Origin of the sequence: Proteus cibi (genome assembly GCF_003144405.1) — a bacterium.
In the GTDB taxonomy this organism is placed as follows: Bacteria; Pseudomonadota; Gammaproteobacteria; order Enterobacterales; family Enterobacteriaceae; genus Proteus; species Proteus cibi.
The window spans coordinates 168,212-189,128 of the sequence record NZ_PENW01000019.1 but is presented as its reverse complement, the minus strand read 5'-3'; the positions used below and the strand labels follow the sequence as shown (position 1 = coordinate 189,128).

General features: G+C 38.0%; 18 protein-coding genes and 1 other RNA gene. 8 read left to right on the top strand and 11 right to left on the bottom strand.

Annotation, left to right across the window (positions count from 1 at the left end):
• The first annotated feature begins 5 nt into the window (after positions 1 to 5).
• Together priC and rsmS are read left to right on the top strand one after the other, a co-directional pair.
• Complete coding sequence (gene priC, locus DK865_RS11985; RefSeq protein WP_109392006.1) at positions 6 to 548, top strand: primosomal replication protein PriC; 543 nt, start codon at positions 6 to 8, stop codon at positions 546 to 548.
• A gap of 11 nt (positions 549 to 559) precedes the next feature.
• A complete protein-coding gene (gene rsmS / locus DK865_RS11980) occupies positions 560 to 727 on the top strand; it encodes a pleiotropic regulatory protein RsmS (RefSeq protein WP_023580844.1) in 168 nt (55 codons plus the stop codon).
• Here rsmS and mscK read toward each other — a convergent pair.
• From mscK to acrR, 3 genes are all read right to left on the bottom strand, one after another.
• The gene (gene mscK, locus DK865_RS11975; protein WP_323368366.1) at positions 724 to 4,098 is read right to left on the bottom strand and encodes a mechanosensitive channel MscK; all 3,375 of its coding nucleotides are present in this window, start codon (positions 4,096 to 4,098) and stop codon (positions 724 to 726) included. The genes rsmS and mscK overlap by 4 nt on opposite strands.
• A gap of 174 nt (positions 4,099 to 4,272) precedes the next feature.
• A complete protein-coding gene (locus tag DK865_RS11970) occupies positions 4,273 to 4,626 on the bottom strand; it encodes a DsrE/DsrF/TusD sulfur relay family protein (RefSeq protein WP_023580846.1) in 354 nt (117 codons plus the stop codon).
• A 28-nt stretch (positions 4,627 to 4,654) separates the two neighbouring features.
• Positions 4,655 to 5,299, bottom strand: a complete 645-nt coding sequence (gene acrR, locus DK865_RS11965; protein WP_109392004.1) for a multidrug efflux transporter transcriptional repressor AcrR — start codon at positions 5,297 to 5,299, stop codon at positions 4,655 to 4,657.
• A gap of 124 nt (positions 5,300 to 5,423) precedes the next feature.
• Between acrR and DK865_RS11960 the strand changes: the two genes are divergently transcribed.
• From DK865_RS11960 to DK865_RS11945, 4 genes are all read left to right on the top strand, one after another.
• Complete coding sequence (locus DK865_RS11960) at positions 5,424 to 6,617, top strand: efflux RND transporter periplasmic adaptor subunit (RefSeq protein ID WP_036911663.1); 1,194 nt, start codon at positions 5,424 to 5,426, stop codon at positions 6,615 to 6,617.
• Between the two features lie 14 nt (positions 6,618 to 6,631).
• Positions 6,632 to 9,781 (top strand): efflux RND transporter permease subunit, encoded by a 3,150-nt coding sequence (locus DK865_RS11955; RefSeq protein ID WP_023580849.1) that lies wholly within the window; start codon positions 6,632 to 6,634, stop codon positions 9,779 to 9,781.
• Positions 9,782 to 10,422: 641 nt separating this feature from the next.
• Positions 10,423 to 10,785 carry an Hha toxicity modulator TomB gene (tomB, locus tag DK865_RS11950; protein ID WP_023580850.1) on the top strand — a complete coding sequence of 121 codons (363 nt, stop codon included), beginning with the start codon at positions 10,423 to 10,425 and terminating at the stop codon, positions 10,783 to 10,785.
• 45 nt (positions 10,786 to 10,830) lie between these two features.
• Positions 10,831 to 11,034: an HHA domain-containing protein gene (locus tag DK865_RS11945; protein WP_006535062.1), complete on the top strand. Its 204-nt coding sequence runs from the start codon at positions 10,831 to 10,833 to the stop codon at positions 11,032 to 11,034.
• Positions 11,035 to 11,422: 388 nt separating this feature from the next.
• Here the strand turns inward: DK865_RS11945 and ffs are convergent.
• Positions 11,423 to 11,519: signal recognition particle sRNA small type (ffs, locus tag DK865_RS11940), an RNA gene on the bottom strand.
• Positions 11,520 to 11,841: 322 nt separating this feature from the next.
• Between ffs and tesB the strand changes: the two genes are divergently transcribed.
• Entirely contained in the window at positions 11,842 to 12,717 is an 876-nt protein-coding gene (gene tesB, locus DK865_RS11935; protein WP_109392003.1) for an acyl-CoA thioesterase II, read from the top strand.
• A gap of 42 nt (positions 12,718 to 12,759) precedes the next feature.
• On the opposite strand, the gene amtB is transcribed toward tesB, so the two are convergent.
• The 5 genes from amtB to DK865_RS11910 all read right to left on the bottom strand — a co-directional run bounded on the left by amtB (position 12,760) and on the right by DK865_RS11910 (position 18,684).
• On the bottom strand, positions 12,760 to 14,052 hold the full coding sequence (gene amtB / locus DK865_RS11930) for an ammonium transporter AmtB (RefSeq protein WP_109392002.1): 1,293 nt from the start codon (positions 14,050 to 14,052) through the stop codon (positions 12,760 to 12,762).
• A gap of 12 nt (positions 14,053 to 14,064) precedes the next feature.
• A complete protein-coding gene (gene glnK / locus DK865_RS11925; protein ID WP_109392001.1) occupies positions 14,065 to 14,403 on the bottom strand; it encodes a P-II family nitrogen regulator in 339 nt (112 codons plus the stop codon).
• A gap of 243 nt (positions 14,404 to 14,646) precedes the next feature.
• Positions 14,647 to 16,434 carry a SmdB family multidrug efflux ABC transporter permease/ATP-binding protein gene (locus DK865_RS11920; RefSeq protein ID WP_109392000.1) on the bottom strand — a complete coding sequence of 596 codons (1,788 nt, stop codon included), beginning with the start codon at positions 16,432 to 16,434 and terminating at the stop codon, positions 14,647 to 14,649.
• Positions 16,421 to 18,166: a SmdA family multidrug ABC transporter permease/ATP-binding protein gene (locus tag DK865_RS11915; RefSeq protein WP_109391999.1), complete on the bottom strand. Its 1,746-nt coding sequence runs from the start codon at positions 18,164 to 18,166 to the stop codon at positions 16,421 to 16,423. The genes DK865_RS11920 and DK865_RS11915 overlap by 14 nt, the downstream gene beginning before the upstream one ends.
• Before the next feature lie 56 nt (positions 18,167 to 18,222).
• Positions 18,223 to 18,684 (bottom strand): Lrp/AsnC family transcriptional regulator, encoded by a 462-nt coding sequence (locus DK865_RS11910; RefSeq protein ID WP_036911686.1) that lies wholly within the window; start codon positions 18,682 to 18,684, stop codon positions 18,223 to 18,225.
• A 158-nt stretch (positions 18,685 to 18,842) separates the two neighbouring features.
• Here DK865_RS11910 and queC point away from each other — a divergent pair, with 158 nt between their 5' ends.
• The gene (queC, locus tag DK865_RS11905) at positions 18,843 to 19,541 is read left to right on the top strand and encodes a 7-cyano-7-deazaguanine synthase QueC (protein WP_023580857.1); all 699 of its coding nucleotides are present in this window, start codon (positions 18,843 to 18,845) and stop codon (positions 19,539 to 19,541) included.
• Between the two features lie 148 nt (positions 19,542 to 19,689).
• Here queC and DK865_RS11900 read toward each other — a convergent pair whose 3' ends face one another.
• Entirely contained in the window at positions 19,690 to 20,094 is a 405-nt protein-coding gene (locus DK865_RS11900; protein WP_023580858.1) for an acyl-CoA thioesterase, read from the bottom strand.
• 251 nt (positions 20,095 to 20,345) lie between these two features.
• The gene (locus DK865_RS11895) at positions 20,346 to 20,723 is read right to left on the bottom strand and encodes a ComEA family DNA-binding protein (RefSeq protein WP_407681498.1); all 378 of its coding nucleotides are present in this window, start codon (positions 20,721 to 20,723) and stop codon (positions 20,346 to 20,348) included.
• Positions 20,724 to 20,917 lie beyond the last annotated feature (194 nt).

Below are 20,917 nucleotides of genomic sequence, written 5' to 3'. Positions count from 1 at the left end.
ACCAGATGAATAAACCCGATCCTTTAAGCTTGTTTAAAAAACAGATAGACAATCTAGCCGAAACAGTGGCGCCTATTGCAAACAAAAAAATTGCAGCACCTTGCTTCGACACAGCACTATTTCACCGCCGAAGTGATTCCCTTGGTGGCTATATGCAACAGATCCGCGATAATTTTACCCAGTTAATCGCTTGTGTTGAGGCACAACGAAGCCAGCAGGTTAAGTTTCTGGCAACACAAATCCTACAACAAATTGAAGCATTAACTCGTGAATTATCGACACAAACACTAAGAAAGCAAGAAAACCAGCTAACTCAACGAAAAAAAAGTGTCGATTTATACCAAAAACTTGCCCAACATCAGGATTATGAGCGTCGATTACACTCCATGATCCAAGATAGAGAGCTTTCATTAACGCAAGCCCAAAACTTTATGAAGCAACAAGAGTTACAAAAAGAGATTGCAGCGCTTGAAAATCGCCTTGCGCGCTGTAAAAACGCCCTATTTTCTATCGAAAAGAGCATTGAGAAACAAGAAGATAAATTTTAAAGGAAGTGATAATGAGTTTAAAAGAAGCACCAGAGTCTGTTCAATTGGCAGTTGATCTTATCTACTTACTAGAAAGCCACCATATTGATCCTAAAACAGCACTAGAAGCTCTCGAGATTGTGCGCCAAGATTATGAAAAAAAATTAGCGACACAATCTACTCATTCATCTCTTAATTAAGCAAATGGCGTATTAGCTTCAGGTGTTGAGCCATCAAGAGGACGTTTTATCTCTTGTACTTCATCACCTTGTTTATTATGCAAATAAACATCAAGTTGGTTAAACGCAATATTGATATTATTTTCATTACATAACTTATCAATAGCACGGTTAACTTCATCTATTGCAATGTTTCTATCACCTAACGTTCTCACATAAAAACGCAAATCATGATTTAGCGTACTTGCCCCAAATTCAGTAAATAGCACCACAGGCTCTGGTTCAGTCATCACTCTGGTATTATCTTTAGCCGCTTTCATTAAGATCGCTTTGACCTTATCAAGATCAGAGCCATAAGCAACCCCCACTTGAATAATAATACGTGTCACCGTATCAGATAATGTCCAGTTAATAAGTCGCTCAGTGACAAACGCTTTATTTGGAATAATCACTTCTTTACGATCAAAGTCAGTCACTGTTGTAGCCCTAATCCGAATTCGGCTAACCGTACCGGAATAAGTACCAATAGTAACCGTATCACCAATTCTGACCGGTCTTTCGAACAAAATAATTAAGCCAGACACAAAGTTTGCAAATATTTCTTGTAAACCAAACCCTAAACCAACGGTTAAAGCGGCGGCTAACCATTGCAGTTTTTCCCACGCTACACCTAATATACCCAGTGATACGATGGTTCCAATAGCAATAATAATGTAGGTTAAAATAGTTGTGATCGCGTAAGAAGCACCTTGTTGCAGTTTTATACGAGATAAAATTAATACCTCTAATAGACCTGGTAAATTTCGTGTCATAAACCAAGAAATTGCCATAATAGAAACAGATAATAATAAATCGGCAACTGTAACTGCCTTAATAACGTTACCCAGTTCTGTGGGTAACGTGTAATTCCAGAGCGTTATTCCATCTAAATAAGTAAAGACGGTAATAAAATCAGACCAAATTCCATAGAAACTAGAAGCAAAGATGATAAATAAGATCATCGTTGTCAATCTTAATGATTGCTGATTGATTTGATCCATATCCATTGGTGGCTCTTGAACAGGTTCAAGGCTATTATCTTCACCTTCTTTTTTCTCTTTTAACATCGCTTGTCTACGTTCGAGAGCTCGGCGATATGCAAGCCTTCTAGCCGCAACGGTTAATCCGCGCAAACTGGCGTGATAAGCAATAAACCACAGCATGAGCAGATATAAACTATCAATCCAGCGATTTGCTAAACGCAATGCCGTGTAGTAATAACCAAAAATAACCAATCCCATTAAAATAAGGGGTGAAAACGTTAATAAAGTAATGACAACCGTTCTAACAACATGGTTACCTTTTTCTTGCCACATTTCACGGCAAAATGGCAACGCACACAAGCTAATACCAAAGAGTGAAATAATCGCAACCAACTGCCCAATAACATCCCCCACCAGCAATAGTGGATTATTAATGCCATAAGCGGAAAGTAAAATAATAGGTAGCATCGGAAGAGAAAGCCGCAATAAGCGTTTACGGTTTTGTTGGACTCGTTCTACGGGAATTTTAAAATGTTTTACAGCAACGCCATTGTCAGACATTAAGCGATAAGACCATTCAAACATCAGCCAAAATACCGCAAATTGCCAAGCGAAAGACCAAATAAATTCTTGCTGTACATTAAAGCTATTTATTAGCCAATATCCTATCGCTAAGACAAAACAAGACAGAGGTAATGTTTTGAGAAACACAATTCCCAGTGCGAGTGGTGTATGTAACTGAGAATCTTTATTGAGTTTATTTATATCCCCATTGAGTTTTTCAAACTGAATATCCAGTTTTTTACGCTGCCAGATCAGTATTGAACCGAACAAAATTAACGCAATAAGAACAGGAAGTGATTTCTTAGCCCCGATCAGCAGATTTTCATTTGACCAGTTGAGTTTAAAACCTTGAAACTCGGCAACAGCCTGAGCGGGGAATGCTGAAAACCAATTAAGATTAATTGGCTTATTACTACTTACCCAGAAAATTTGCTGAGCTAATGTGTTTTCGAGTGAACTTACCACACTGCGTAATTGTTGTTGATCCATTTGTAGGTTAATCGAACCAGAGATTTGATTACCTAATTGGTTATTCAGTTTATCGAGCAGTTCTCTACGAGCATCAACTAATAGTTCCAAAGCATTGCGTAACTCTTTTTGCGCATTGGTATCTGAAGTTTCAGGATGTGTCGATTGATACTCTTTCATCAACTGATCAATATAAATATTCGGTTGAATGATTTGATCCCGTTGCTTGTTTATTTCAAATTGTTCTAATCGCAAATCGGCAATTTTATCGGGTAAGTTATTAATAAATATACCATCGGGTAAATCAACTTGTTCTTCAAACAGAATACGTGACAGTAATAAACTGCCTTTAAGCACATCAATTTGTTCTTTTAAATTACGTTCAGATTGAATGGCTCTATCTAAACGATTCTTTACGAGTAAGCTATGGCGATTTAAATCGTTATTATTTTGCGTGGTAACAATCAACTTATCACTAAGCTGTTTATTGATTTCTGTTTGTGCCAAATAAAATGGATCATTATTAATGAGCTGATTCTCAAGCCCTGTACTTTGGGCTTCTTTGGCAGTTTCCTCTGAGCTATCTAAGCGTTTTTCATTGATAGCATCCTGAAGTAATTGGGCATGCTCTTGTGAAAGATCGATATAAGCAGAACTATAATCTCGCTGTAGTTGCAATAAGCTTTGCAATTGCACATTGGATTGAAGAGTTCGCTTTTGAAAATTATTTTGTTGTTGAAGATAATATTGTTCTAATTGCAACAGTTGCACTGATGAAGTGCGCATTTGTGCTTTATCAGCACTGCTTTTATTCAACAAAGTTCTTATTTGTTGCAGTCTTTCTGAATTACTAAATAAAACAGATTGCGCCCTTTCAGGTTGTGTTTGTAATACAATAAGCTCATTACTGTAGTTGGCTAAATCATCTTGAGATTTTTGTAATGACTGTAATACCGTTTCAAGTTGAGATTCTAATGTTGCAAGCGGTAAAGCCTCCAATGATTTTTTATAATCATCGTCTTCTTTATTGGCGGCTTTTTGTTTTAATTGATCGAGTTGATATTGTGTACTGCGCAATTTTTCCGGTAATTGATCGACTGTTTTATTGTAGCTTGTCGATTTTTTCTCTAATTGTTGAATATCATCAAGCAATAAAAGCGATTGTTCGAGATCAGCGATAGTTAATTTATCTTCTGCACTTAACTCACTGCGCTTATTTAATAAATTAAGCTGGTTTTGAATGCTTTCTTGAGTCGGTAAATTACTCGGTGCCGCGGCTAAAACAGCCGTAATAGAGAAGCTCCAAAGAATAAAAACAATAATCGAGGCTGTAATAATCGCCTTTACTTGACTATCAAATTGAGAGAAAAGAGTTTTTGTACACATGATTAAGCAACTTGTTCAATTAATATTGAAAAACTGTTTATTAGTATAATCCAATTGCTTTAAATTGGCAGTGTAAACAGAACAAGTTGCTTGGCTTGTTTCTCGCCTGAGAAAACGAAATTGAGATCAGAAAGTCAGGATTTTATCCGCATCTAATGTCCACTGCGCTAAATCGACTAATGTACCTAATTCCGCACCATCAACAAGTGGTAAGTCACTGATACCCCGCGTATCTGTACATGTTTTACAGAGTTTAACAGGCACATTTTGCGCCGTTAAAATTTCCAGCATTTGCTGTAAGTTATAGCCTTCTTTAGGTTGTTGACGAGCTAAAGCCCCTGTCACAGCATCAGACATTAAAAAAATATTTAATTCTGTTTCTGGATGCTGTTCTTTTAATGTTATTGATAAACGCAGTGCGTTAAATAATGATTCATTGCCATAAGCTGCACCATTAGCAATAACTAATACCTTACTCATAAACCTCTTCCTCAAGTTTAATAATAAATTAAGATGACGCTGATATTTTCATATTTGCGCTGTGCTTTATCATATCAATAAAACTATCAACCAAATATTGACTTTCATCTTTGATAGAAAAACTTTCTGGTGAAAATAACCAATTTTCGGCAAGACCTGTCATCATGGCTCTTAACATAATGGCGGCTCTTCTTAAATTAAGGTCGGCAGGAAGCTGCTTTTTTTCAATACAACGAGATAAAGATTGTTCTATTCTAGAGTGATCAGCTGCACACAATTCTCTGCGAATTTCAACAATTGGTGTCATTTCACCAACAAATTCGCATTTATGGAAATATATTTCTAAAAGTGCATTATGTTTGGGATCTTCAACAACCGATGTCAATATGTAAATAAGCAATTCTCTTAATACAAATAGTGGATCATCTGGGTATTTTGATTGATACTCTATTTCTAAAGATTCTATTTTTAAGTCGGTGAGTTCGCACGCTTCAGTAAATAAATCCACTTTATTTTTAAAGTGCCAATATATTGCGCCACGGGTAACACCTGCCGCTGTTGCAATATCTGAAAGTGATGTGGCAGAAACGCCTTGCACAGTAAACAGCCTAATTGCAGCATCAATAATCTGCTGTTTTGTTTCTTGTGCCTGCCGTTTAGTTTTTCGTGCCATTAATCCTCGATTTTGACTGAAGTTAATTTACATACATTCATGTATGTTTGTACTATACATCGTAATCAATCATCAACTTAATTATTTTTATCCCGGGAAACAACGTTTGAATAGAGGTTTTCTTATGCGAAAAAACAGAGGGGTTTTGCCTCTGGCTCTGTTAGTGCTATCAGGCAGCTTGGTTCTTGCTGGATGTGACGACAAAGCTAAACAGTCTGCTGGAGGGCCACCTCCTGCACCGGCTGTCGGTGTTGTGACTTTAGGAGCTGAAGCTCTGACAATCACCACTGATTTACCAGGTCGTACATCAGCTTTCCGTATTGCTGAAGTTCGCCCTCAAGTTGGCGGCATTATTTTAAAGCGCAATTATACTGAAGGTAGCTATGTAGAAGCAGGTACATCTTTGTATCAAATCGACCCAGCTATTTTTGAAGCAACTTTAAATAGTGCAAAAGCTGAATTAGCGAAAGCGAAAGCGAATGCTGAAATAGCGCGTCTCACTGTGGAGCGTTATAAGCCTCTGCTAGGTACAAACTATGTCAGTAAACAAGATTTTGATACTGCTACGTCTCAGTATGCACAAGCTGTTGCTGCCGTTAAAGCAGGCGAAGCTGCTGTAACAACTGCAAAAATTAATCTTGAATACACCAAAGTAACGGCACCTATTTCAGGTCGTTCAGGTAAATCGACTGTGACTGAAGGCGCACTTGTTGCTCCAGGTCAGCAAGTAGCACTGACAACTGTTCAGCAAATTGATCCGATTTATGTCAACGTGACGCAATCGAGTGAAGACTACCTGAAGCTTAAAAATGAAATCGAAAGTGGCGTTATTCGTCAAGAGCAAGGCAAACCCGTTGTTCATTTAACATTAACTAATGGGCAATCCTATGCACAGAAAGGTCATTTAGAGTTTTCTGATGTGACTGTTGATGAAACAACAGGCTCAATTACGATGCGTGCGATCGTACCTAACCCAAATGGGGAACTATTACCAGGTATGTTTGTTCGTACTAAATTAGAAAATGGTATTCGTCAAAATGCAGTTTTGATCCCACAGCAGGCCGTTATTCGTACCGCTCGTGGTGAAGCAACAACAATGGTTGTTAATAAAGACAATGTTGTTGAAGTTCGTACCATAAGTGTGTCACAAGCTGTTGGTAATAAATGGCTCGTTAATAGTGGTGTTCAGGCTGGTGAGCGCGTTATCGTTTCTGGATTGCAAAAAGCAAAACCAAAAATGACAGTAACGCCTCAAGAAGAAAATTTAGATGCGAAGCCATCACCTGAACAAACTGAGCCAGCTAAGAATCCTCAATAAGGAGTCGGTGATCCATGCCTAAGTTTTTTATAGATAGACCGATATTTGCGTGGGTAATTGCGATAATTACCATGCTCGCAGGTCTTCTGGCACTCATCAAACTGCCTGTTGCCCAGTATCCAACGATTGCACCGCCAGCAATTTCTATCTCTGCGGTTTATCCTGGTGCTGACGCCACCACTGTGCAGAACACCGTTACCCAAGTTATCGAACAGAATATGAATGGTATCGATAACATGGTGTATATGTCTGCAACCAGTGACTCAGCGGGTATGATGAATATCACTCTGACCTTTGAAGCAGGTACTGACCCTGATATCGCGCAAGTACAGGTGCAAAATAAACTGCAACTTGCTATGCCGTTATTACCTCAGGAAGTGCAACAACAAGGGATTAGTGTTGATAAATCCTCAAGTTCATTCTTGATGGTTGCAGGTTTTATCTCTGCTGACGGTTCAATGTCACAAGATGATATTGCAGACTATGTCGGTGCAACGATTAAAGACCCAATAAGCCGTGTTACCGGTGTGGGTGAAACCCAGTTATTTGGTACTCAATACGCGATGCGTATTTGGTTAGATCCCGATAAACTGGTGAAATACAACATGACCACACTGGATGTTATTGGTGCAATTAGAGCACAGAATAACCAAGTGGCAGCAGGTCAATTAGGGGGTACCCCTCCTGTTCCTGGTCAGCGTTTAAACGTATCTATTATTGCCCAAACTCGACTTAATACCGCTGAACAATTTAGCGATATCCTGATGAAGGTCAACACAGACGGCTCACAGGTTAAGCTAAAAGATCTCGGTGTGGTTGAGATGGGGGCTGAAAGCTATAGTACTGTTGCTCGCTTTAATGGCCTACCAGCTTCTGGTATCGGTATTAAATTAGCAACAGGTGCTAACGCATTAGATACAGCAACTGCGGTACGTGCAGCATTGGCTGAAATGGAGCCCTTCTTCCCAGCGGGATTAGAGGTTGTTTATCCTTACGATACAACGCCATTCGTTAAGATCTCTATTTTCGAAGTGGTAAAAACGCTGATTGAAGCAATTATGCTGGTATTCGTAGTAATGTATCTGTTCTTACAGAACTTCCGTGCTACGTTAATTCCAACCATTGCAGTACCCGTTGTATTGTTAGGTACCTTTGCCGTACTCTCGGCGTTCGGTTATTCGATAAATACTTTAACGATGTTCGCGATGGTACTTGCCATCGGGCTTCTGGTGGATGACGCCATCGTTGTAGTAGAAAACGTCGAACGTGTCATGCAAGAAGAAGGGTTATCACCTAAAGAAGCAACACGTAAATCCATGGGACAAATCCAAAGTGCACTGGTCGGTATCGCCCTAGTACTTTCTGCAGTATTTATCCCAATGGCATTCTTTGGTGGTTCAACAGGTGCAATCTACCGCCAGTTCTCTATCACCATCGTATCAGCAATGGTTCTATCTGTTTTCGTTGCATTGATTTTAACACCAGCACTTTGTGCAACAATGTTAAAACCTGTGCCGAAAGGCAGTCATGGTGTACAAACTGGTTTCTTTGGTTGGTTTAACCGTACCTTTGAAAAGAGTAGTCATCACTATACTGACAGTGTATCCCGTACACTTCGTGGTACTGGTCGTTACTTATTAATTTACGTTTTATTAGTCGCAGGTATGGCGTTAATGTTTATTCGCTTACCCGCATCGTTCTTACCTGAAGAAGACCAAGGTGTATTACTGACAATGGTTCAGTTGCCTGCGGGATCAACACAAGAACAAACACAAGACGTACTAGAAAGAGTCAATGACTACTTCAATACTGATGAGAAAGAACTCGTTAAATCTGTCTTTACCGTAAGTGGCTTCGGCTTCGGTGGTCAAGGTCAAAATATGGGTCTGGTCTTCGTTGTATTGAATGATTGGGATGAACGTAAAGCGGATGAAGACAAAGTTCCGGCGATTGTAGGACGTGCCAACATGGCACTATCCCAAATTAAGGAAGCCTTTGTTTATTCATTTAATATTCCAGCGATTGTTGAGTTAGGCTCTGCGGGTGGTTTCGAGTTCGAGTTAGTGGATAAAGCTAACCTTGGTCACGAAAAACTCATGGAAGCAAGAAATCAATTACTCGGAATGGCAGCGCAACAACCTCAAATGTTAATGGGTGTACGTCCTAACGGTCAGGAAGATACTTCACAATATCGTCTGTATATCGACCTAGAGAAAGCACAAGCCCAAGGTGTTGCAATTAGTGATATCTATTCAACATTAGGTACGATGTTTGGTGGTAGCTATGTAAATGACTTTATCGACCGTGGTCGTGTTAAGAAAGTTTACGTCCAAGCTGAATCACAATTCCGTATGTTGCCACAAGATATCGGTAATCTTTATGTTCGTAACAATGTCGGTCAGATGGTTCCATTCTCATCGTTCATTGATACAAGCAAAGATCCTTGGTTATACGGCTCTCCTCGTTTAGAGCGTTATAACGGTTTACCGGCAGTTCAAATTCAAGGTAGTGCAACACCGGGTCAAAGTAGTGGTGATGCAATGCTTATGATGGAAGATCTCGCAAGTAAACTACCAAGCGGTATCGGTTATGAATGGACAGGAATGTCATATCAAGAACGTTTATCTGGTAACCAAGCGCCTGCGCTGTATACCATTTCCTTGATAGTTGTATTCCTTTGTCTTGCTGCTCTTTATGAAAGCTGGTCAGTCCCATTCTCCGTTATGTTAGTCGTTCCACTGGGTGTTATTGGTGCTCTTGCATTAACATCAATAAGAGGTCTTGAAAACGACGTTTACTTTAAGGTTGGGCTCTTAACAACCATTGGGTTATCGGCGAAAAACGCAATCTTGATTGTTGAATTCGCCAAAGACTTGATGGAAAAAGAAGGTAAAGGACTCATAGAAGCAACGTTAGACTCTGTTAGAATGCGTCTACGTCCAATTCTAATGACTTCACTTGCCTTTATGTTAGGGGTTATTCCTCTGGTATTAAGTAACGGTGCAGGTTCTGGTGCTCAGAACTCCGTAGGTACAGGTGTATTCGGTGGTATGATTGCCGCAACCTCCCTTGCTATCTACTTTGTTCCTATTTTCTTCGTCGTGATCCGTAGACGATTTGCGAAGAAAAATGAAGATTTAGAGCATCCAAATCATTCACACTAATTTGAATGAATTTGAGTGATAATGCCAAAAAGGTCGCGAAAGCGACCTTTTTCTTTATCTATTGATGTATTGTTTTAAATGAAAACTTATCTCATTATATTATTTTGGGGAAATATCTCTTTAATCAATAAATTCATTTTATTTTTCTTCTTATATGTGACTTTTTGTCAAAATTAAGCAGTTCTGTTATTTATAAATAACAGCGATAATTATGCCTCATTTACACGCTTAAACATTTAAAAATCCATAAAAATCAAGATAATCATAATGTTAAGAGAAATGTTCTTTAATTGGTATTTTTTGATTTTTACGAAAATAGACAAAATTCTGTTGTTCAGATAGTGACTTATGCAATAATAGTGCTATATTAAGCAAAGAAATACTTATTGTATAAATTTCAAACTCATTTGAATGTAATTGAGTGCTTGGTATTGTCTTTCGATATGCTATTACTTTGTTAGAAATAATAAATATAATTATTAAACTCTTTTGGCATACGAGTAAATATAAACACCCATTTTCAAGTTTATGTTTTTTATTAATCCATTAATGAATTATGTGATGTATCCCATTAATAAGTTCAACTTTAAGTATTTATCATTATTAATGAATATTTTCTATTAATTCTATTACGATATGCTATGGACGAATATTCACCAGAAAAAGTAGATTTAGCCGAATTGTCGTTTTTATGCGAAGAGCTATTACAGCAAGCTTTAGGCTCATTAGATAAAGACAACACAGTTTGGTACAACGATCTGAGTAGCACAAAAAGCGTTGACCTTAATGTCTTAATTGAACACATTATGGACTTTAGTTGGAAATTTAAGATTAAGCACCCAGATAAACATGTAATTAATACTCTTATAGAAGAGTACCTTGAAGAGACTTATCGTTTATTTGGTAATACATCAATTTCTTACTCAGATATCAATAATTGGAAAGAGTTAAATCAGTCACTTTTAACTCTCATTGCCAAAAACCCAAAAAGTTATATTAAGTAAATTTAATTATCTTTAGTTTTATTTTAATAATAGAGAAAAGACAACATGACTAAGACAGACTATCTAATGCGTTTAAGAAAATGTACTTCAATCGAAACATTAGAACGTGTGATTGAAAAAAACAAATATGAACTTTCTGATGATGAGCTGGAGCTGTTTTATTCAGCTGCAGACCACCGTTTAGCTGAGCTCACAATGAATAAGTTATATGATAAAATTCCAGCGTCTGTTTGGAAATTTGTAAGATAATCTAGTTCTATTTAATTACCTTAGTTTTATTTTTGCTATTTTTATTTTTATAGTAGTAGGGTTATTAGTTCTTAATTTAGATATCGTTTTATTCACGTTTTCTTATCAGTAGAATGATTACACACCATCATGCCGTTGACTTATTACGGCATGACTGCACTTCTTTGCCTAAATATTCCTTCCATTTATAAACACTACCGTAAATTTTCCAATATTAAATTGATACATTCAGCATACTATTTTCTATTCAACAAGATTGACTCTCACTTCTAAAGAAAACAATACGTAAAAACAACCATAGCGAGTAAAAACATAGGGGGAAATAAAAATATTAGAAGATATTAATATAAGAAATGAGAAGTTATAAAAGGCGATAAATTGGGTGGGGCCTTGCCAGCGACATCCCGGCACACGCGACACCTGCCATGGCTGCTTCCTTCCGGACCTGACCGAGTTAACAAGTTAGCGTTGCGGGAGAACCAACAAGACCCCATAGATTGTCTTATTGCTAAGACGTCACGCATTATGTTTTAAACTGATCCAAATAGCAAGGAAAGCAAGCCTAAGTGATGATTAATTATCCAAATCCGCACTTACTGATTATTCCATTGCCTTTAACGCTCTTTTTGCCTCTCATAAATTTATCTGAGAGTATTCAATAAGCGGATAAACAATAATCTCACCCACTCTGCTCATTTCTCTCTCAATGACTATCTCAGATAAAAGGGAGATTATTTTTTTATATTCTTAGGATTGTATATAATCAATTTTATAAAAAATAACCCGATCTAATGATACAGGTACACTATGAGTCAAGCATTGAAAGATCTCATCAATTTGATGGCACTTGAAAAAATAGAAGAAGGCTTATTTAGAGGTCAAAGCGAAGATTTAGGATTACCTCAAGTTTTTGGTGGGCAAGTTGTAGGACAAGCACTATACGCTGCAAAACAGACAATCGCTGATAACCGTTATATCAACTCATTTCATAGCTACTTTTTACGTCCTGGCGATAGTCATAAGCCTATCGTTTATGATGTGGAGTTTATTCGTGATGGCGGGTCATTTAGTACTCGTAGAGTTAGTGCGATTCAGCATGGTAAACCGATTTTTTATATGACGGTTTCTTTTCAAGAATTTGAAGAAGGTTTTGAGCATCAAGATGCAATGCCTGATGTTCCTTTTCCAAATCAACTTATCTCACAACATGAAATTTTAAAGAGATTAGCGCCGAAACTACCTGAGCCGATAAAATCTTTAGCATTACGAGAAACGCCTTTTGAAGCACGTCCCGTGCAATATTTTAGTCCTTTTGGCTACGCTAAAGCACCTGCTGAACGCTATGTTTGGTATCGTAGTCGTGGTGAAATGCCATCAGATCCTTTTTTGCATCAATACTTACTTGGTTATGTTTCTGACTTTGACTTTTTACCAACAGCTCTCCAACCTTATGGTTTAGGTTTTATGGACCCCTGTCTACAGGTCGCTACGATTGACCATTCTATGTGGTTTCATCGTCCATTCCGTGTGGATGATTGGTTGCTTTATGTGATTGAAAGCCCTTCTGCATCAGGTGGTAGAGGATTTGTTAGAGGTAAATTCTTTAATACAAATGGTCAACTAGTCGCATCTTCTGTTCAAGAAGGCGTTATTCGCCAAAAACGGACCAAACATTCAAAATAATATCTTGGCATATTCCCCCCTCAAACGAGGGGGAATAGACAATTATTGTTGATAAGCTCTTTCACCATGAGTGGTTAAATCTAATCCATCATGTTCTTCTTCTTCTGAAACTCGCAAGCCCACCAGCTTATCTGCGATTTTAAAACCTATATAAGCGACAACACCAGACCAAATCACGGTGATCACGACGCTCATTAACTGAATTAAAACTTGTTTACTCAGTGTCATACCTTCGCTATATCCCACTCCTCCTAAAAATGAAGCCGTAAACACGCCTGTTAATAAGCACCCCGCAATTCCACAAGTACCGTGAATGCCGAAAACATCACAAACATCATCAGCTTTTAACCAGCGCTTTAAAACAACTACGCCCCAAAGCCCAATGATCCCTCCCATTACACCGATAAATAAAGCGCCCATCACGCCGACCGTGCCCGCAGCAGGTGTAATTGCAACTAATCCTGCAATACAACCAGAACAACTACCTAACATAGAGGGTTTGCCTCTGGTGATCCATTCTGATGCAGTCCAAGAAAGTACGGCTCCTGCCGTTGCAATTACTGTATTTAGAAAAGCTAAAGCCGCGATCGCATTTGCACTGCCAGCAGAGCCTGCATTAAAACCAAACCAACCAATATAGAGCACTGCTGTACCCGTAAAGACCATGGGTAAATTATGCGGTTTAAGCGTGGTATACTGGCTATCACGTCGCTTACCAAGTAAGTAAGCACCAACAAGAGCAGCAATAGCCGCATTAATATGTACGACGGTTCCCCCCGCAAAATCTAATGCCCCATCATCGATTAACCAACCACCTTCTCCCCATACCATATGTGCGATAGGAATATAAGAAAAGGTGAACCAAATAACCGTAAAAATAAGCAGTGCGGAAAAACGAATACGCTCTCCTAATGCCCCAATAATTAATGCAACAGTGATAACAGCAAAAGATCCTTGAAAAGCAATATGTACATACTGATTAATTGAACCAGAGAGTGAATCCAGTGATACGTTATTCAAAAAAGTAAGTGACCACCCACCCCAAATTTTATTACCCGCCGTAAATGCCAAACTATAGCCAAATGTAACCCAAAGAATAACAACGACACTGAAGATCATCATGACTTGCGTGATCAAAGAAAGTACGTTTTTCCCTCTTAATAATCCGCCATAAAACAGAGCAATACCGGGTATCGTCATAAAAAAGACCAAAGCAGTACATATCAACATAAAACTGTTATCAGCTTTATCAACAATCACTGTTTCAGTCGCAAATACAGATGAAGAAAAGTGTGTAAGCACTAACATTAATAACAAAGAAAGTAAGCGTTTCATTGAATATCTCCTTTAAAGTGCTTCATCACCAGACTCACCAGTACGAATACGGACTGCCTGCAATAATTCAAAAACAAATATTTTTCCATCTCCTACCTTCCCTGTATCAGTCGCTTGCATAATCACTTGCATAACTGGCTCAAGTTGATCATCACAAATAGCAAGTTCTATTTTTACTTTGGGGAGAAAATTAACTTCGTATTCTGCCCCTCTATACAACTCCGCATGTCCTTTTTGTCGCCCATATCCCTTTACTTCACTGATTGTCATTCCCTTGATACCTAACTCAGAAAGTAACTCTCGTACTTCTTCTAATTTAAATGGCTTAATAATGGCGATGATATATTTCATATAAACCTCGTCGATATTTGAAAGAACAAAGCCCATATAGAAAAGCAAAAGACATGCCATTATTTAATGAGTTGATATTTAAACAAAAAGTTAATTCTAGAAATAGTTAAAATGAAAAAGCTCACCGAGTTGGTGCAAAAATACGGCTACTATTTTGATAAAAGTGAGATCATCGGGAAATCAAAAAGGGCACATACATAACAATGATGTGCCCTCTAAAATTAGATTTTTTATTTAAGGTGATTATTCTACTGCAATAGGCGCTTGCTCTTGTAAAGATTCTCTGACTTGCTGTAATTGATACATATTATAGTATCGACCTTTTTGTGAGAGTAACTTAGCATGATCGCCCTGTTCAACAACTGCACCACGATGAAGCACCACAATTTCATTGGCTTCAATAATAGTGGAAAGTCGATGAGCAATAACAATCAATGTTGTTTTTTCCCTAACGACTTTTAACGCTTTCTGTATAGCTTGTTCTGTGCCTGAATCAATATTTGCGGTTGCCTCGTCTAAAATAAGAATACGAGGAGGTATTAATAATACACGCGCCAATGCAAGTAACTGTTTTTGCCCTGCGGATAAGCGACTACCTTGCTCACCAAGTTCTGTTTGTAGTCCTTCCGGTAAGGCTTTAGCCCATTGATCAAGTTGAACTGTTTCTAATACCTGCCATAAATGTGACTCATCACAATCACGACCTAACGTAATATTGTCATGCAGTGAACCTGATAATAAAACAGGATCTTGCTGCACCATCGCAATACCACTACGTAATGCGGCATGGGAATACACTTCTAATGGTTGCTTATCTAGAGAGATACTTCCTTTTTGCCAAGGATAATTTCCCATTAATAAACTGGCTAAAGTACTCTTGCCACTTCCTGTGTGCCCAACGAATGCGATAAAATGACGAGCCGGAATAGTTAAATTAATATCTTTTAATACCCATTGCTCATCACGATAGGCAAACCAAAGCGAGTTAACATCGATATTACCTTGAGTGATGGAATGTGATGAGGAGCCGTAACGCTGTAAAGGGGCATCCATCAGTTCAAACACTCGCTCACCAGAGACAACCGCCTGTTGTAAAATGGATTGCTGTGATGTCAATGTGATCAAGGGTTCATTTAATCTGCCTAAATAACTAATAAACGCATAAATAACCCCAACACCAATCACTGCACTCCCTTGATACCCAAACAACATTAATAAGCCACACAGAACCAACGCAGAGAGCATACTTAATAAAGGACGTAATAACAGGCCATCAAGTTTTAACGCTTTCATACGTGCTTGATAATGTTGCCAGCTATCATCTGACATTCTTTCACCAAATCGAGCTTGTTGCCTAAATTGCTGAATAACTGACATGCCATTGATAACTTCATGGAAACCATCATTAATATTGGCAAGAAAATGACGTACATTACGTACAATAGGGGTGCTCAATCGCTGATAAAGCATCATCACACCTATCACCGCAGGAAATATCATCATGGCAATAAGTGCCATTTGCCATTCTAATAAAAACATAGCTATTAGCATTACCACCACCAAAGCAATCGCTCGGAATAATGTCGGTAACACGTTCACGAACAAATCTTTAATCGTCTCAGTATCATTTGTTACACGAGAAATTAACTGTCCCACGGGCTGATTATCAAAAGCACTTAATGGTTGTTTTAGTGCTGCACTCATTACATCGGTGCGTAATTGTTGTACAACACCAACGGCAGCATGATTAAACACAATGGCTTGATAATAATGAAGTGTAGCGGCAATCACCTGCAAAAGAATAAAAGCCAATGCCAAACCTAATGAGGACATTAATTCCACATTATTCGTGGCAACTTTTGCATCAATAAAATAGCCAACAATTAATGGGCCTCCCACTTCTGCAACAGCCGCAACCCACAACATAATGACACCCCATGTCATCGGTTTGCGGTAGGTTTTACCATAAGTCAAAAGACGCTTTAATGCAGGCAATAGCGCTTTAACGGATTTAGTTTTACTCATCGTCATCCAACGCCGCCTCTAATTGCTGATAATGGTACATATCTTGATACCAACCCGGTATTGAAATTAATTGCTGATGTGTACCTTGCTCTATAATCTCACCTTGTTTTAACACTAAGATATTCGTAGCACCAACCAATGCAGATAAGCGATGGGCGCTAATAATTAATGTTCTATCTTTTCGCCATTGCGACAAGTTTTGCAAAATTTGATATTCCGTTTGTCCATCAACAGCAGATAGAGCGTCATCTAATAATAAAATTTCAGCATCTAATAATAATGCTCGAGCAATAGAAATACGTTGCTTTTGTCCACCAGATAACATCACCCCTTTTTCGCCTACCTGTGTTTGATACCCTTCGGGTAAGCGTAAAATATCCTCGTGAATATTTGCCAGTTTCGCAACAGACTCTATTTCTTCTCTTGTCGCATCAGGACGACCTAACGCAATATTTCCTGCGATGGTATCTGAAAATAGGAAGGGGGTTTGATTAACAACCGCCAATCGAGCTCGCCATTCATCAAGTTTCAATTGATAAATAGGAACTGATTGAAAACAAATTTCACCTTCGGTGACATCGTAAAGTCGTTGAATGGCATTAAGTAATGTACTTTTACCACTTCCTGTCACACCACAAATACCTAACATTTCACCGGGTGATAATGTGAAATGAACGTTTTTCAGTGTTTGTGTCGTTTGTTCAGGATATTGGAAACATTTGATATCAACGGATAATACGCCTCGACCTTGCTTTGGTGATAATTCACCATCAACCATATCGAGCTTTTCATCCAATAAACTATTAATTCGACTATAAGCAGCACTGCCACGCTCAACAATATTGAACATCCATGCTAAAGCCAGCATTGGCCAGATCATTTGCCCCAAATACATCACAAAACTGGTTAATTCACCCAATGTCATTTTGCCATGAATAACAAAATAGCTACCGCCCGCAACAGCGAGTAAATTAGCAAAACCAATAGCCATAAAAATAGTAGGATCAAACAGCGCATCAATTCTTGCAACACGCATATTTTGGCGTCCAGTTTCTTTTGCCACATCATCAAAACGGGAAGCATGCTGTTGTTCTAGTCCGAAAGATTTGATCATGCGGATGCTACTCAAGCTTTCTTGAGCTTGATTATTAAGTGAAGAGAAAAGTGCCTGCGCGGTTTTAAAGCGACTATGCAATTTATCGCCATATCGCTTAATCAAAATAGCCATGATTGGCATAGGTAATAATGATATTAGTGTCAGTTCCCAACTTAACTGAATACTCATCATGACCAGTACAGCGATCCCCATAACCATAGAATCCACTAAGGTCAGTACACCTTCGCCCGCGGCAAAAACCACTTTATCCACATCATTCGTCGTACGCGCAATTAAATCGCCTGTACGATAACGATGATAAAAAGAGGAGGATTGTTGATTAAGTTGTTGATAGATTTGCATCCGCAGTTTTACTGCTAATTGATAAGATGCACCAAATAACCAAAGACGCCAAAAATAACGTAACAGATAAACCGCAAGGGCAATTAATACCATTACGCCAATCCAATTCATCACTTGGCTAAACGTCAGACTATGGTTATCGACACCATCCACAATAATCCCCACAATTTTTGGAGGGATCACCTGTAATACTGCGATAACCATCAATAAGAAAATGGCACCCACATAACGACGCCATTCACTAAGAAAATACCAACTGAGCTGTGAAAATAGAGCCACGCCTTAAATCCTAAGGTTATACAAAAAATAAAAGTGCCAGTTGGTAAAGATGAACCTTATTCAGGTATCGGCATTGCCGTTGTGTATTTAATTTTTTCCATTGCGAAGTTAGAAGTCACATCAATAAGACCCGGTACGCCATTAACCATACGCTTATAAAATAGGTCGTAACTTTTCATGTCTACTACTTCAACATGCATTAGATAATCACACTCACCCGCCATTCGATAGAATGTCAGTACTTCTGGCATTTGCTTAACAAATGAAACAAACTGTTCGTACCATTCGCTATTATGTTGCTGTGTTCTAATCATAACAATAACTGTTAGACCTAGCCCGATTTTTTCACTATCAAGCAGCGCAACGCGCTTACGAATATACCCCTCATCCTCCAATCTTTTCAATCGTTTCCAGCAAGGTGTTGAGGTTAGGTTAACAGCCTCAGCCAAAGTATTCAGTGAGAGGCTTGAATCTTCCTGTAATAGCGCTAATAGTTTACGGTCAATCTTATCTAACATAGATACTCCTTCAAAATATGCCCCTACAAAAAATAATGATAACCTGCCCCTTACTATAAGAGTAATCATCTAATGATAAATCGGTAATAAATTGCCATAATATATGTACTTTTATGCGTACTAATCCTTACAGAAATTCAATATTCAGGAGTATTCTGATGAAAAAAACGGTCGTTGTCTTTAGTGGTGGACAAGATTCGACAACCTGCCTTATTCAAGCGTTGGAAAAGTACGATGAAGTACATTGCATTACATTTAATTATGGGCAACGCCATAAAGAAGAAATTGAGGTAGCACAAAAAGTAAGTCAATTACTGGGGGCAACTGCGCATAAAGTTTTAGATGTAAGTTTACTCAATGAACTCGCTATCAGTAGCCTAACCCGTGACAATATTCCGGTTCCTGATTTCAAAGAAAGTGAAGAAAGTGATATTCCGAGTACTTTTGTTCCAGGTAGAAATATTCTTTTCCTCACTTTAGCTGCAATTTACGCTTATCAAATTGGTGCAGAGAGTGTCATCACAGGTGTTTGTGAGACAGATTTCTCTGGTTATCCTGATTGTCGTGATGAATTTGTCAAAGCACTGAATCATGCTGTCAGCTTAGGTATTGCACGTGATATTAAATTTATCACACCCTTAATGTGGCTAGATAAAGCCGAAACTTGGGCTCTTGCTGATCACTATAAAAAGTTAGATTTCGTTCGTCATGAAACATTAACTTGCTATAACGGTATTCAAGGTGATGGCTGTGGTGAATGTGCAGCTTGCCATTTAAGACAACGCGGATTAAACACCTACTTAGCAGATAAAACGCTCATTATGCAGACAATGAAACAAAAAGTAGGTCTTAAATAATCATCCTGGTGACCTTATTTATGAGCTCTGTTACCTGCCGTTTATTCGCTTATGCAGTGATAATTCATCAAGCATTATCACTGCATTAAATCATCTTAGATTAGCTAGAGAGCATAAAGAGAGCCGTCTCTAATACTCTCTTTATGTATTAGGATGATTGACGTACATATTCAAGTTTTTCTCTTAATTGATCTGTTAATGTCAGTGCTTTTTTTGTATTGATATCAACAAGAACAAAAGTAATTAATGCATCAGAGATAAGTGCGCCATCTTTTTTCCTCACAATCTTTTGAGAAAGTACGCCACTTTTAATTCCCACTTCAGCAACATCACAATCAATGAGTAGCTCATCACCTAAACTTGCAGGTAAACGATAATTAATATTGATATTAGCAACGACTAATGCCAAGCCATTGCGCTTAAACCAATCAAAATCTAAATGTTGCTCAATCCAATCCCATCGAGCTTGCTCTAAAAACTCAAGGTAACGTGCATTATTCACATGTTCAAAAACATCTAAATGAAAACCATAAACTTTAATTAATGTACTCATATCAATTTATTACCTCTTGATTATTCTAATAAACTTTTTATAAAGTTTTTTTGCGATACCATAAATATAGCCAAGAAAATAAATTTAGTAATTTCTGTTCTAGGTTTATCCTGTTTTCTTTTAACAAAGAAAATTCTAGGAAAACGTGTTTCTCTTATCAAAATAAAAATCAAAGAGAAACACGGGAATTTTCAATCAATATTCACGTTTTTACTATCACTTATACTTAACATCGTATAAGAATAACTACCTTAATTAATAACGATAAAATCACGATTTTGCTCAACTAACTTCATACCAATTCCAAAAACTTTTTCAAGCTCATCGATAGTGGTAAAACGCCCTAACTGTTCGCGATAATCAATGATGGCTTGCGCTTTCGCTTTCCCTATCCCTTTTAACCCCATTAATTCATCTACGGTTGCTGTATTTAAATTAACTTTACCTTCTTCTGTACCGGCTTTGTTTTCTTTAGTCTCACGAGCTACAGATGTGTGAGTTTCAACAGAAGCCGTTGGTATTGAAGCTGGCGCTTCTTCTGCATAAGAGAAAGGAGAAAGCCCTAATCCCAAAGCTAGGCAGATAGAAGCCATAAAACCTGACAACATTTTTTTATCCATTTTCATAATCATAATTTCCTTTTATTCAATAATTTTAAATTCAATAGCAAACAGAGATTTCCGAATGCAGAAAAAGAATGCCAATATATTGATAAATCAGCAATTATCTAAAAAGAGAACTATGAGAAGGTTGGAAAAATAAAAAGGAACCAAAGAAGCATTACAAAAAATTATCGGGCTTGCTCTCAAAGATGAATTTTTCG